A 13,594-nucleotide genomic window follows, 5' to 3' on the forward strand; every position below is an offset into this window, starting at 1 on the left:
GCAAATGGCTTTACCGCCAGATGACCGTTTTGTGACGCTTTGATGACGATCGCAACGCAGAAACGACAAGGCTTGCATTTCACACGGCCAGCGATAGCAAGGGGCGCTCTTCCAGAGCGATTTCAATCGGCCGGCCTTGATCGCGGTCGGGAAATCGCAGCAAATCAATGACCTGGATCGGCCTGTCCCTATGCTCGGTTCGACCGCTCCGACCGTCCGGCTTCTTTTTTCAGGATGAATGATGGCCGACCGCCTGCCTCATTGCGCGCCTGACGGCGATCCGGCCTGGATCGCGGGGCACGCCCATGTCCAGCGCGTCCCCAGTCGGGAATTGACGCTGTTCATCCAGCGCGGCTTCCTTTCCGCGCAGGAATGTTCGGGCCTGATCGAACGGATCGAGGCGCATCGCCGCCCTTCGACCATCGCGGACGCGAATGGCGACGGCACTTTCCGTACCAGCGAGACCTGCGACCTCGATCCATCGGACCCGTTCATCGCGACGATCGACGCGAAGCTGGCGGCCTTTGCCGGTATCGATCCCGCTTATGGCGAGCCGATCCAGGGCCAGCGCTATGCCGTCGGCCAGGAATTCAAGGCGCATACCGATTATTTCGAACCCAGGGGACCAGATTTCGCCCGCTATTGCGCGGTCGCGGGCAACCGCACCTGGACATTGATGGTCTATCTCAACGAGCCGGCGGCCGGCGGGGCGACCCGCTTCGTCAAGATCGGCAAGACGGTCCAGCCCGAAACCGGCAAGCTGCTCGCCTGGAACAACCGCCGCGCTCCGGGAGACTATAATGCCGCCAGCCTGCACCACGGCATGAAGGTGCGGGGCGGCGTGAAGCATGTCATCACCAAATGGTTCCGTGAGCGTCCCTGGAGCTGATGACAGGGAGATGGTCGGTCAGACCAGGACATTCCTTCACCCTTGAGGGAGAAGGATAAAAAGCATGGCTGAGCATAGTGAAGCTAAGGCGGAGCTGGATGAGGGGGAGCGGGCTGAAGGCCCGCGCGATCCTGTGGATCGCTCACCCCCTCACCCAGCTACGACTAGCCGCCAAGCTGCCAAGTCTACGCAGCCCTCTCCCTACAGGGAGAGGGATAGAGGAATGTCCGTTTTCCACCCTCTTCCGCCGGAACGCACCCTTATCGCCAGAAACGCGGCGCCTCCACCAGATCCTCATGGGCGCGGGCCGCCGCCGCCAGGAGTTTCCGCTTCTGCTTCTTCCGAACCTCCGCCCCCTCGCTATCCAGTCCATAATGCGCCAGCAGCCCCGGCGCAGCGACCAGATCGTTCAGTTCGCCCAGGTCCCGCTGCACTTCCTCCAGTGCGGCAATGAACGCCCCATGCCGCCGCCTCGCCTTCCTGCGGTCGAACAGCCCGGCAAAAAATTCGGAGGCGTAGCGCAGCTTCTTCGCATCCTTGCGCACCTCATGCCGCGCCTCGTCGCTCAATCCCGCAAGCCCCCTGCCGTCCTCCACTATCCGCCTGCGAAGCCGCCGCAGGCGACGCGCGGCAAAGTCGGCCGCCGGTTGGTCCCGTAAAGCCTGCGCTTTCCCTTCAACATGCCCCGCCCCCAGGGTCAGCCATTCCAGCAGATCGATCAGCAACATCCGCACGCGTGCCGAACGCAGCCGTTCCCCGACCCGGCCATGCACCTCTGTTCGCACCGCCTCCAGCCGCCCGCGCAGTTCCTCCGCCTCGATCCGATCGGCCAGCACATCCAGATTGCGCGCCTCGCCCAGCACTCCGGCAAGCCATTTATAGTCGCGCTGGAAACGCGTCACATCCCCCGGAGGCAATATCGGCTTGAACAGCGAAAAGGCCGACCGCAGCCGCCGGATCGCCACCCGCGCCTGGTGCAGCGCCCTGGCGTCATAATGATCGAGCAAAATCGCCTCATTCAGCCGATAATGACGCAGGCAGGCGCCCGCGATCCGCAGAAAGGCTTCACCCGTCGCCATGGTGGGGACAAGCGCGACCGGCTCCGCCTTGATCCATGCCGTCATGGCGCCACGCAGCCTGTAGCCGCGCTCCGCCTTGGTCATGACGCCGGGGCGCACCGCTGCTTCCGCATCGATCCGCCGCGCCAGGGTGAAGAGCGCTCCTGGCTCTCCCCGCTTCAATTCCAGTTCGATCTCGCAAAGCGCCGTTTGCCGACCGTCCGCGCTCACCATTCCACGGTCGAGCACCAATTCGATGTCGGCATCGTCCTGCACCGCCCGCCATGTCCGCCGTTCGACATCGACATGAAAAGCGGGGACAATGGCATGCACGGCATCCCCCAGCATAGCCGCGATCGGCGTGCGGGCATCGAACACCGGGACTTCGCTCTTGACCGGCATTTCCCATTCCGCCCGCGCGAACAGGCCGCCCTCGGCCGCGTTTCCGGACTTGACGGTCTGGATCAGCCGCTTGCCCGAGCGGCGGATACGCAGGCTGATGCCCCGCGCGGCCAGCGCCTGGTCCGGCGTGTCGAAATAGACCGCGTGCAACGCCGCCACATCGCTCTCGCCCGGAAGGAAGACCAACCGCCCGAATGCGTCCGCCGCCTCGGGCACGAGTTCCAGCTTCAGTTCGATTTCCCGCTCCACGCGCTGCCTCCGCGCATTTCCCGGCCATGATCAGGTCAGGCCTTTATCACGAACCCTCCGGCCAGGCGAATCGTTCCAGACGCAGAACGGCCGACCCGCCGGTGGCGGATCGACCGTTCGATGCCTCCAGCAGAGGCCGTTTCTAGAGCGGGCTGCGTTAAACCTGACGCATCCCGCCCGATCTAAGCTTTTGTTATAACATCAATTTTCGTAAGAACCGGTTCCCACTTTTGCGCACGATGCTCTAAAAAGCGACGGTCAACGACGCGGCAATGGTCGTGCCGATCTTGTACCGGTTATAGAACACCTTGTTGCCGTCCATTTCCTGGAACTCCTGGAATTTCCGGCCGGTGATGTTGCGGGCCTCGAACTTGAATTCGCTGTTGATCCCGCCCGGCAGCTTCACCCCCTGCCGCGCCACGAAGTCCAGCGTCAGGCCCGGCTTCTCCTTGATGTCGGGCTGAAGGTTCGGACCACGACTCGTCACGCGCGGGCTGGCATAGGTCAGCAACAGCGTCTGCTGCGACAGCCTGTCCGTATCCTCCAGGCCGATCTGGAAATTCACCAGATGGTCCGACTGGCCGGTCAGCGGCACGCCGTCCTGGAAATAGTCCGACGCCGCCGGCAATGGCCCGGTGGTATAGCTATAGGGGATGGTGGTGTCACCGTCGCTGACCTTCAGCTTCGACTTGGTATAGGTATAGTTGCCGATCAGCACGATCCGCCGGGTCTGGAAGAAGGCGCCATCCGACCAGCCGTCCAGCGGCAGATATTTCTGCGCCTCGATCTCCGCGCCGTAGAGCGTCGCTTCGGGCGCATTGGCGAAGCTGGTGGTCACGTCATATTTGTCGTTGATGGTGGTGTAGGTTTCGATCGGATTATCGATCTTCTTCCAGAAACCGGCCAGCGTCAGCCGCTCGTCGCGACCCATATACCATTCGGCGCGGGCTTCGGCGTTCCAAAGCTCGCTGTCCTGCAGGAACGGATTGCCGCGATAGAAGCGGTTGGATTCCGTGTCGATATAGGGCTGCGCGATCAGTTCGCGGAACTGCGGACGGGCGATGGTCTTCGACCCGCTGATGCGGAACTGAAGCCCCTTGGACGCTTCGAACGTCACGGTCGCGGCAGGCAGCCAATAGCTTTTGTCGATCCTGTTCACCGGGGTCAGCCCGCTATTGTAGACATCGACGCCCGTGACCGACTGCTTGCCCTTTTCATAGCGCACGCCCGCATCGATGGTGAGGCCCGGCACCAGTTCCGCCTTCACCTGGCCATAACCGGCATGGACGCGCAGCGCGGCGTCATAGACCGGATAATTGCCGGAAAAGTCCAGCAGGCCCATGTCGTAGAGCTGGATCGCCGCGTCCGACAGCAGATAGTCGGGCCGCATCTGCTGCGCCCCGATCGGCAGGTTGGTCGCATCGAAATGCAGTTCGTAGCGCGAGGATGTCCGCTTGGTGTCGCTGAACGCATAACCCGCCGTCAGCGTCAAAGCGGGCGAGAATTTGTAGCTGAGGTCAGCGCCCGCCGACCACAGATCCTCGTTCAGGTCGCTAAAGGTGATCGATGCATCGCCGCGCTGACGGTTCAGCGCGTTGATGAAGCGGTCGCCCACCGGATCGATCGCCAGGGGACGGTTGGTGCGCACATATTCGAACTCGCGCTCATAGGGCGCTTCGCGCTGCGAATTGGCATAGCCGCCGCGCAGGTCCAGGCTCAGCGCATCGGCCAGCTTGAACTCGCCGACCAACTGCGTGTCGATCAACTGCCGTTCATACCAGGCGGTGTTCTGCTTCATGTAATCCGCACCCTCGATCTCGCCATTATTCTGGCCGAGCGACAGGGCCCCGCGCTTCAGCGTGTCGCGGATGAAGACATTGGTCCAGCGGATCTTCTGATCGCCCAGTTCCAGCCCGACGCCGAACAGGGCGTTCACGGTGACGTCATTATCCGTGTTGACCTGCGTGCCGGTCTTGCCGGGTGCCTGGGTCAGGTCGGTCGACGCCTGTTGCAGCGTCTCGCGCGTGCGCCACTTGTTGCTGTAGGATGCGGTCAGCAACAGGCCCATGCGACCGTCGCTGCCGATGTCGAAGGACGTGCCCCCGTTCAGCGACGCGGAAAAGTTGAAGGGCAGGCTGTTGGTCCGCTGCAGCACCGAAGTCTTGGCGTTCAGGAACTGCATGGCAATCGCCTGCTGCTCTCCGCGCGGCATGTTGGAGAAGGGCACGCCGCTCTTGAAGGCGTCGGCCAGCAGCGGCGGGACGTCGCGCGAACTGTCGTCGAAACCGGTCCAGTCCGACTTGGCGCCATAATAGGTATAGCCGAGCTGGCCCGACGTTTCCGTATTGGCGGAGCTGCCGACGCTCAGTTCCAGATAGCTTTCGACCGGGATCGCCTTGGTGGTGAGGTTGATCACGCCGCCGCCGAATTCGCCGGGGAAATTGGCCGAATAGCTTTTCTGCACCAGGGTCGAGGCGATCACGCTGGTCGGGAAAATGTCGAGCGGGACGACGCGCTTCAATGGCTCGGGGCTGGGCAGCGGGGAGCCGTTGAGCAGTGCCAGCGAATAGCGGTCGCCAAGGCCGCGCACATAGACATAGCCGCCCGACACGACCGAAAGGCCGGTCACGCGCTGGAGCGAACCGGCGATGTCGCCCTCGCCCGTGCGCTTGATGTCGGCGGCCGACAGCACGTTCACCACCTGCGGCGCGGCCTGCGAGATGTTGCTGGTGCGGCGGCCGGTGACGATGATGTCGGAACCGGGGATCGAGACATCGACCCGGCCGGCCTGGGCGTCGGCTTCCTCGGATGCGGTCGGCGTGCCCGACGTGACGGGCGGCGTCGGCGCGGCGTTCTGGGCCATGGCGGCAGGCGCGACGAGCGCGGTGGAAATCAGGAGCAGACGCGCCATGTTCAGCGGCTGTGACATGAAAATGTCCCCCAAAGAAATTCAGTGCAAAGAAGGCGGGGAAGCGCCGGATGCACGCTTCCCCGCCCCTGTTGAGGTCGGGAACCGATCAGGCGGTCGGGATGGCCGTGCAGTTCTTGCTCGTGCTGCCGAAGCTGGCCGTCACCGAGTTGCAGGTCCAACCGGCATACCAGGTGTCGTTGCTGTCCTTCACCGCGCCGATATAGTTGGTGGTGGTGAAGTTGCTGTCGACCGTCTTGGGATCGATCGCGGTGCGGGCGGTTTCGGTCGCACCGTTGATGAACAGGCTGGTCAGCGACGGGGTGTAGGTGAACGTGCTGTTCGGATCGGTCGTGAAGATCGACTGGACCAGCGCCACGTCCGCGCCGCCCGTGCCCTTGAACGGGGTGGCGTTGCATTGCATCACCACCGACAGGTAACGCGGCTTGCCCGCGTCCTGAAGCGCGGCGTCGGCGTCGCGCACGGTCGTGGCGCTGTTGATGCGCAGGCAGCTCTGATCGGGGCTGACGATGATGCCGTTCACCATGGCGAGGTCGGCGCCGCCGCGCAGCATCATGGCCGCGCCGTCGTCGCCGGTGTTCGACCGCTGGATGTGGGTGAAGTTCGCCACCTTCAGATATTGGCGGGGCAGCGCATCCTCGCTCGCATTGCTGTTGACGGTCGATCCGTTGGAGTCCGTCTCGGTGAAGGTGTCGCCGATATTGGCGTTGGCGCGCTGGATCGAGATGATGAACTGCGCCGTGCCCCGGAAGCCCACGTCGGTGTCGAGATTGTCGTCCTCGTTACCGGTCAGGACCAGATATTTCATATGGGTCGAACCGCCGAACACCTCGATACCGTCGTCGGAGCTGTTGTGGACCTGGATATGGTCGATCTGCGTGCCGGTGCCGACGCCCGAGGGGGTCAGGCCCTGCAATTCCTTGCCGTTCGACAGCACGAAGCCCGAATAGCGAATCTGCACATAGCTGAGGCGGCCCGAATTGTCGGCATCGTCCGCGCCGCCGTAAATGGCATTGCTGGTGCCTTCGGTATCACGCGTACAGGCGGTGGTGCCGGGCGCGGCGGCGGGCGCGTCGCAATCGGTGATCTTCGCGCGGCCGAGCAGCACGATGCCGCCCCACTGGCCCGAAGACTGGTCGTTGGCGGCGCCGGTGACATTCTCTCGGCTGGTGAAGACGATCGGGCTGGTGGCCGTGCCGACGGCGTTGATCTTGTTACCGCGGTTGACCGCCAGATAGGCGTTGCCGGTGCTGGCGAAGACCACGACGCCTGGATCGATCGACAGGGTGACGTTGGAGCCGGTGCTCGCGGCGCCCTGGTCGGTGCCGACATCGACGCGGCCGGGCAGTGAGTAGATGACGCCCGTCGTCTTGGCGATCGCCGTCGTGCTGTTGAAGCGAGCCGGGAAGCCACAGTTCCGCCAGGTGTTGCTGCCGTCGGTGATGGTGCCCAGGTCCTGCAACTGATCGGAACCGGCGATCGAAGGACATCCCGAAGCCGGCGTCACGGCGGTGGGCGTCGGAGTCGGCGTGGGGGTCGGAGTCGGCGTCGGGGTGGGGGTCGGCAGGACGATCGTGCCCTCGCCGGGCGAAGCGATGTCGTCGGCGCCGCAAGCGCTGAGCGCCGCGCAGGCGCAGCCCGCCATGAGGATGGTCTGGATACGGTTAATCTTGGCCATGTCGTCTCCGCTCCGGCGCAAGCCGGCTTGTGATGAGATGCGGAGCGCAAGGGGAACTCGAATCGGACAACGCCCCCTGTCGCCCTCTGAACGGGCAGCTAGGGCGTGCAGATGACAGCGTGATTTTGATTTAGTGACGAAACGGCGTCTTTAAGATGACGTTTTGAAGACACTTATTTCATTTGCATGACATGCCGTGAGACACAAAAGCAGGGGCGCCATCCCTACGCCAGGATGACGCCCCCTCTCCCTGCACCCAGGGCTTTCGCCGCGCGCATTCAGCGCATGGCGTATTGCGCGTTCAGACGGCCCATCGCCCGCCGCGCGATCTCGCGCGAGGAGGACTCGTTGCCATCGGCCGTCACCAGCATCGAATCCGGCGCGAAACGGGCAGCCTTATAGGCGGCACGCGCAGCCTGCATCTTGCCCATGCCGGCATAGGCATTACCGAGGTTGATGAGCCTTGCGGGATCGTTGGCCGCGTCGGGACGCACGACTTCCAGCCGCTGGGCCGCATGGGCATAATCGCCCGAGACCAGCGCGCCGGAGGCCAGGCGGCCATCAGGCACGCCCACCACGACCACCTCGTCAGGTGCCGCGAAAGCCACGGTCGGCGCGATTGCAGCCAGCACCAGACCGAAAGTCGCAGCCACCATCTTCATCCCGATTCTCCCAAAAAACCTTCTATCATAGGTATTAGTATTTCACTTTGATGACATGGGGACAAGACTGGAACAAAGACCGAAAAATGATTTTTATCTCTTTTAAAACAATGGTTTGCAATTTTTACGCAATAGTGTCATAAAAGTGTAATTGAATGAATGGGTTACGCGGTGCCCGATTCGAATCGCAAAAGGGCGCATGACGGTCCATCGACCGCGCGCCGGGAAAAAGTCCGAAAATGTCATGAAGGTCCGGAGGGTTCTGTTGCCCGGCCCCTCCGGAGGCCGCTGAATTCCCTTCTGTTGCCCGGTGGGTTCAACCGCGTTCTTTTTGAGTAATGTCCGGCCGTGAGGCCATCAATTACGCAGCAAGAGCAAGAGCCTCGTTATCGTTGGCACTTGTGAGTTTTGAACCTTTTTACGGCGTACTCAGGCCGGGTGAAAATATCGCTTTTCAACACACGTCGATCCTAGTTCGGCCCCGTCAATCACCCCGGCAAGACCGGGATAAATGGTGGAGCCGCCGGGTACCGCCCCCGGGTCCGCTGCGCCTATTACACGACACGATTTATCACCATAGCCGGGCGAACCCGGCAGGGGCCTATATGGAGAGACGCAGACGGTTTATCAAGCCGCCCCGGATCAGGAGGAAGACCGCATGTGCATCATGGCCATGGCTTGGAACGCGCATCCGCGCTGGCGGCTGATCCTGATCGGCAATCGCGACGAGTTGCACGCCCGCCCCGCCGCGCCGCTCGCGCGCTGGGATCAGCCCGCTTCCCTGATCGCGGGCCGCGACCTGCTGTCCGGCGGAACCTGGCTGGGCGTGTCCGAACAGGGTCGCGCCGCCATCGTCACCAATTTGCGCGGCTATGGCGCCCCAGATCCCGATCGCGCTTCCCGCGGAGTGCTGGTGGCGGACCTGCTGGCGGGCCGGAAAACAGCGCCTCTGGATGATTTCAACCCCTTCAACCTCATCCTCGTCGACGGGGAACAGGCCCATTTCCTGTCCAACCGCCCGGCGCCGCTGCGCACCGAACTCACCCCCGGCCTCTACGGCCTCTCCAACGGGACGCTCGACGCGCCCTGGCCCAAGACGCTGGCGCTCAAATCCGCCCTGCTCGACTGGCTGGTGGCGGGAGCCGCCGATCCCCTCCCGCTGTTCGACGCCCTGCGCACGGAAACCCTTCCCCATGCGGGCATAGCCCCCGACACGCCCTCCGACGTTCCGGCCGAAGCACGGGTCTCCCCCATCTTCATCCGCAATCCCACCTACGGCACCCGTTGCAGCACGATCGTCGCGATCGACGCGCAAGGCGAGGGCACGATTACCGAACGCCGCTTCGATCCCGAGGGCAAACAAAGCGGGGAAAGCAGCATTGCTTTCACATGGCCCGCACCGGCCGAATGACGGCCGGCGGCGATTTTTCGAATCTGACCACCCTCGTCATCCCGAAATGCCCCATGGCTTGCATCCCTCGATCGACCCACTTTCCCAACCCTCGATCCCACGCTAAAGCCGTTTCATGATCCTCGTCATCGACAATTACGACAGCTTCACCTGGAACCTCGTCCATTACCTCATGGAATTGGGCGCGCAGGTGGAGGTCGTCCGCAACGACGCCATTTCCGCTGGGCAAGCGCTCTCCAGCGGCGCGCAGGCCTTCCTGCTTTCGCCCGGCCCCTGCACCCCCAATGAGGCGGGAGTCAGCCTCGACCTCGTCGCCGCCTGCGCCGACGCAGGCGCGCCGTTGCTCGGCGTGTGCCTCGGCCACCAGTCGATCGGCCAGCATTTCGGCGGCAGGGTGGTCCGCGGCGGCCTGATGCATGGCAAGACATCGCCCGTCACCCATGACGGCACCGGTCTGTTCGCAGGCCTGCCCTCCCCCTTCACCGCCACCCGCTATCACTCGCTGATCGTCGAGGACATTCCCGAAACCCTGATCGTCAACGCCACCAGCGAGGACGGATCGGTCATGGGCTTCCGTCACCGCGACCTGCCGATCCATTCGGTCCAGTTCCACCCGGAAAGCATCGCCACCGAACATGGCCATGACATGCTGGCGAATTTCATGCGGATCGCGGGCATCCCGGTTCACGAACGCACCGCCGCCTGACCCGCTTTCGTGCGGGCCTGCCGTGTCGCCTTTGCCAGGCTGAAACAGCTTGCACGAAGACTTTCCTGCGGCACCATCTCGACTCCGGCCCGATCCCGTGATTAAGGCAGCGTCGATGACCCGCCTGCCCGACCCCAAGCTGCCCGATCCCAGCGGCCCCCTTGACGCGCAACAGGCCGCCGCGGCCTTCGACCTGCTGTTCGATGCCAACCTGCCGCAAGAGGACATCGCCAGCTTCCTCGTCACCATGGCCCGCCGCGGCGAGACGGCCACGGAAATCGCCGCGGCGGCCCGCGCCATGCGGGCCCGCATGATCCCGGTCAGTGCTCCGGCAAATGCCATCGACGTCTGCGGCACGGGCGGGGACGGCCACCATACGCTGAACGTCTCGACCGCCGTATCGCTGGTGGTCGCGGCCAGTGGCACCCCCGTTGCCAAACACGGCAACCGCGCCGCCTCCTCCAAGGCGGGCGCTGCCGACACGCTCGAAGCGCTTGGCCTCGACCTCGACCGCGCCGCCGCGACGGCCGAAGCGACGCTGGCCGACCTTGGCATCTGTTTCCTCTTCGCGCAGAATTATCATCCCGCGCTCAAAGGGCTCGCTTCCATCCGCAAGGCGATCGGCGAACGCACCATCTTCAACCTGATGGGTCCGCTCGCCAATCCGGCCCGGGTACGCCGCCAGCTGGTGGGCATCGCCCGCCCGGACTATGTCCCCATCTATGCCGAAGCGCTGGCGGCCCTTGGCGTCGACCATGCCATGATCGTGTCCGGTGACGAAGGGCTGGACGAACTGTCGCTGGCGGGCGGCAACGACCTGGCCGAGGTGAAGGGCAACAGCCTGGTCGCCATGCACCGCCTGACCGCCGCGGAACTCGGCCTCTCCACCCATCCGGTCGATGCGATCCGGGGCGGTGACCCCGCCCATAATGCCGCTGCCCTGCGCGCCCTGTTGCAAGGCGAAACGGGGCCTTATCGCGACGCGGTGCTGCTGAACGCCGCCGCCGCCCTTGTCGTCGCGGACGCTGTCGCCGATTTCCGCGAAGGCGTGGAAGAAGCCGCCGAAACCATCGATCGCGGCCTTGCCAACGCGCTCCTCAATTGCTGGATTGCCTATAAATGACCAACAAGCTGATCGAAATCTGCGATGTGAAGCGAGAGGAAGTCGCCCGCCGCAAGGCCGCGATCACCGTATCCACCCTGCATGCCCGCGCCGCCGAGCAGACGCCGCCGCGCGGTTTCCGCAAGGCGCTGGACGATGCCGCCCGCTCCGGCTTCGGCCTGATCGCGGAGATCAAGAAGGCCAGCCCGTCCAAGGGCCTGATCCGCCCCGATTTCGACCCGCCCGCCCATGCGCAGGCCTATGCGGCGGGCGGCGCGGCCTGCCTTTCGGTGCTGACCGACGAGCCCTATTTCCAGGGTCATGACGACTATCTGATGGCCGCTCGTTCGGCCTGCGCCCTGCCGGTGCTGCGCAAGGATTTCATGGTCGATCCCTGGCAGGTGCTGGAAAGCCGATCCTTGGGTGCCGACGCGATCCTGATCATCGTCGCTGCACTCGACGACGGACAAATGGCGGAGATCGAGGACGCAGCCCTCGGCCTTGGCATGGATGCCCTGATCGAAGTCCATGACGCGCAGGAACTGGAGCGCGCGATGAAACTCCGCTCCCGCCTGATCGGCGTCAATAATCGCGACCTGCGGGACTTCACGGTGGATTTCGCCCGCACCTATGAGCTGGTGGGGCAGGCTCCCGAAGGCTGCACCTTCGTCGCGGAAAGCGGCATCGGCAGCCATGCGGACCTCACGGCCATGGCGGACCATGGCGTGCGCTGTTTCCTGGTCGGGGAAACGCTGATGCGCCAGGCCGATGTGGAAGCCGCCACGCGCAACCTGCTGACGGGACGATGAGCAAGCTCACCCATCTGGACGCGGACGGCGCGGCCCATATGGTCGATGTCTCGGCCAAGGCCATGACCGCCCGCGAAGCGATCGCCACCGGCCGCATCACCATGAGCGGGGAGGCCGCCGCCGCCATCGCGCAGGGGCTGGTGAAGAAGGGCGATGTCCTGGCCGTCGCCCGCGTCGCCGGGATCATGGCCGCCAAGCGCACCGCCGATCTGATCCCGCTCTGCCACCCGATCGCGCTCAGCAGCGTGACGGTCGATTTCGATCTCGATGCTACGGGTGTGACCGTCACCGCCACCGCCAGAACCACGGGCCAGACCGGCGTCGAGATGGAAGCGCTCACCGCCGCGACGGTCGCCCTGCTGACCGTCTATGACATGGCCAAGGCGCTGGACAAGGCCATGGTCATCGAGGAAGTCCGCCTGCTGGCCAAGAGCGGCGGCAAGTCCGGCGCCTGGACGGCCAAGGATGGACGCGCGGCATGAGCCTGCTCCCGGTCGCAGAAGCGCAACGCCGGCTGATGGCATTGGCCGAGCCGCTTCCGACCGAGGACATGCCGATTCCCGCCTGCGCGGGACGCTGGCTCACCCGTGACCTCCAGGCTCTGCGCGATCAGCCCTGGGCCGATCTCTCCGCCATGGATGGCTATGCGATCCGCGCCGCCGAATGGCCCGGCCCATGGCAGGTGACGGGCGAAAGCGCGGCGGGCGGATCATTGCCATCCGCCCTCGCGCCCGGCCAGGCCTGCCGCATCTTCACCGGCGCGCCATTGCCGGAAGGCGCGGACAGCGTGCTGATCCAGGAAGATGCGGCAAGGGAGGGCCATGTCATCCGCTCTACCGAAGGACCGCTGGCGCGGGGCCGCAACGTGCGGCCGGCGGCCTCGGATTTTGGCAAAGGCGGTCTTCTCCTGCCCGCAGGCACCGCGCTCGGTCCGGCCCAGATCGCCCTCGCCGTCCTGGGCGGCCATGGCTCCTTGCCGGTCGCGCGTCCCGCTCGCATCGCCCTGCTTTCGACCGGCGACGAGTTGGTGCCGCCGGGCACGCCCGCCCGGCCCGGCCAATTGCCCGCTTCCAATGCACCGATGTTGGCCGCGCTGCTGGGCGGGTTGCCCTGCGAAGTCGTCGACCTCGGCATCATTCGCGACGATCTCGACAGCATGGCCGCTATTTTCAGTCGCGCCGGGCAAGCCGACATCATCGTCTCGACCGGTGGTGCGTCGGTCGGCGATCATGACATCGTCCGCCCCGCCTTCACCAAGGCGGGCGGCTCGCTCGATTTCTGGAAGATCAGGATGCGGCCCGGCAAACCCCTGATGGCGGGCACCTTGGGTTCAGCCGTCTTCCTGGGCCTGCCCGGCAATCCCGTGTCCGCCTTCGTCACCGCGACCCTTTTCCTGCTTCCGCTGGTGCGGCATCTCATGGGCTCGGTCGCCCCCCTGCCCCGGACGGCGCCCGCGACGCTTACCGCCCCCCTTCCCGCGACCGGTGAACGCGACGATTATCTGCGCGCTTATCGCAGCGAGGCCGGCATCGTCTCCCTGACCTCCCAGGACAGCGCGGCGACCGCCGCCATGGCGATGGCCGATTGCCTGATAATACGCCCCGCCGGATCACCCCCGGCCGTTGCGGGGGATGCCGTCACAATCCTCCCCCTGGCATAAGGAAAGGGGCCGCGAAGCGACCCCTTCCAGTGCGGTCCT

General features: G+C 64.7%; 11 protein-coding genes and 1 other RNA gene. 7 read left to right on the forward strand and 5 right to left on the reverse strand.

The genetic code is table 11. The annotated features are described in order from the left end of the window. The first annotated feature begins 241 nt into the window (after nucleotides 1-241). Nucleotides 242-889 (forward strand): prolyl hydroxylase family protein, encoded by a 648-nt coding sequence (locus YP76_RS15030; protein WP_084733198.1) that lies wholly within the window; start codon nucleotides 242-244, stop codon nucleotides 887-889. A 260-nt stretch (nucleotides 890-1,149) separates the two neighbouring features. On the opposite strand, the gene YP76_RS15035 is transcribed toward YP76_RS15030, so the two are convergent. The 5 genes from YP76_RS15035 to ssrA all read right to left on the reverse strand — a co-directional run bounded on the left by YP76_RS15035 (nucleotide 1,150) and on the right by ssrA (nucleotide 8,502). Continuing rightward, the gene (locus tag YP76_RS15035) at nucleotides 1,150-2,598 is read right to left on the reverse strand and encodes a CYTH and CHAD domain-containing protein (RefSeq protein WP_046764453.1); all 1,449 of its coding nucleotides are present in this window, start codon (nucleotides 2,596-2,598) and stop codon (nucleotides 1,150-1,152) included. 244 nt (nucleotides 2,599-2,842) lie between these two features. Then, complete coding sequence (locus YP76_RS15040) at nucleotides 2,843-5,527, reverse strand: TonB-dependent receptor domain-containing protein (protein ID WP_046764454.1); 2,685 nt, start codon at nucleotides 5,525-5,527, stop codon at nucleotides 2,843-2,845. An 88-nt stretch (nucleotides 5,528-5,615) separates the two neighbouring features. After that, a complete protein-coding gene (locus YP76_RS15045) occupies nucleotides 5,616-7,205 on the reverse strand; it encodes a hypothetical protein (protein ID WP_046764455.1) in 1,590 nt (529 codons plus the stop codon). A 278-nt stretch (nucleotides 7,206-7,483) separates the two neighbouring features. Next, a complete protein-coding gene (locus YP76_RS15050) occupies nucleotides 7,484-7,867 on the reverse strand; it encodes a hypothetical protein (RefSeq protein WP_046764456.1) in 384 nt (127 codons plus the stop codon). A 289-nt stretch (nucleotides 7,868-8,156) separates the two neighbouring features. Then, nucleotides 8,157-8,502: a transfer-messenger RNA gene (gene ssrA / locus YP76_RS27040) on the reverse strand. Between the two features lie 23 nt (nucleotides 8,503-8,525). On the opposite strand from ssrA, the gene YP76_RS15055 reads away from it, so the two are divergent. The 6 genes from YP76_RS15055 (at nucleotide 8,526) to YP76_RS15080 (ending at nucleotide 13,555) form a co-directional block, all read left to right on the forward strand. Further along, nucleotides 8,526-9,278: an NRDE family protein gene (locus tag YP76_RS15055; protein ID WP_046764457.1), complete on the forward strand. Its 753-nt coding sequence runs from the start codon at nucleotides 8,526-8,528 to the stop codon at nucleotides 9,276-9,278. A gap of 115 nt (nucleotides 9,279-9,393) precedes the next feature. Beyond that, complete coding sequence (locus tag YP76_RS15060) at nucleotides 9,394-9,984, forward strand: anthranilate synthase component II (RefSeq protein ID WP_046764458.1); 591 nt, start codon at nucleotides 9,394-9,396, stop codon at nucleotides 9,982-9,984. Nucleotides 9,985-10,099: 115 nt separating this feature from the next. Next, nucleotides 10,100-11,107: an anthranilate phosphoribosyltransferase gene (gene trpD, locus YP76_RS15065; protein WP_046764459.1), complete on the forward strand. Its 1,008-nt coding sequence runs from the start codon at nucleotides 10,100-10,102 to the stop codon at nucleotides 11,105-11,107. Further along, complete coding sequence (trpC, locus tag YP76_RS15070) at nucleotides 11,104-11,895, forward strand: indole-3-glycerol phosphate synthase TrpC (protein WP_046764460.1); 792 nt, start codon at nucleotides 11,104-11,106, stop codon at nucleotides 11,893-11,895. The genes trpD and trpC overlap by 4 nt, the downstream gene beginning before the upstream one ends. After that, a complete protein-coding gene (moaC, locus tag YP76_RS15075) occupies nucleotides 11,892-12,377 on the forward strand; it encodes a cyclic pyranopterin monophosphate synthase MoaC (protein ID WP_046764461.1) in 486 nt (161 codons plus the stop codon). Before trpC ends, moaC begins: the two co-directional genes overlap by 4 nt. Further along, the gene (locus YP76_RS15080) at nucleotides 12,374-13,555 is read left to right on the forward strand and encodes a molybdopterin molybdotransferase MoeA (protein ID WP_046764462.1); all 1,182 of its coding nucleotides are present in this window, start codon (nucleotides 12,374-12,376) and stop codon (nucleotides 13,553-13,555) included. The genes moaC and YP76_RS15080 overlap by 4 nt, the downstream gene beginning before the upstream one ends. The last annotated feature ends 39 nt before the right edge of the window (nucleotides 13,556-13,594 follow it).

Origin of the sequence: Sphingobium chungbukense, from assembly GCF_001005725.1 — a bacterium.
Classification (GTDB): Bacteria; Pseudomonadota; Alphaproteobacteria; order Sphingomonadales; family Sphingomonadaceae; genus Sphingobium; species Sphingobium chungbukense.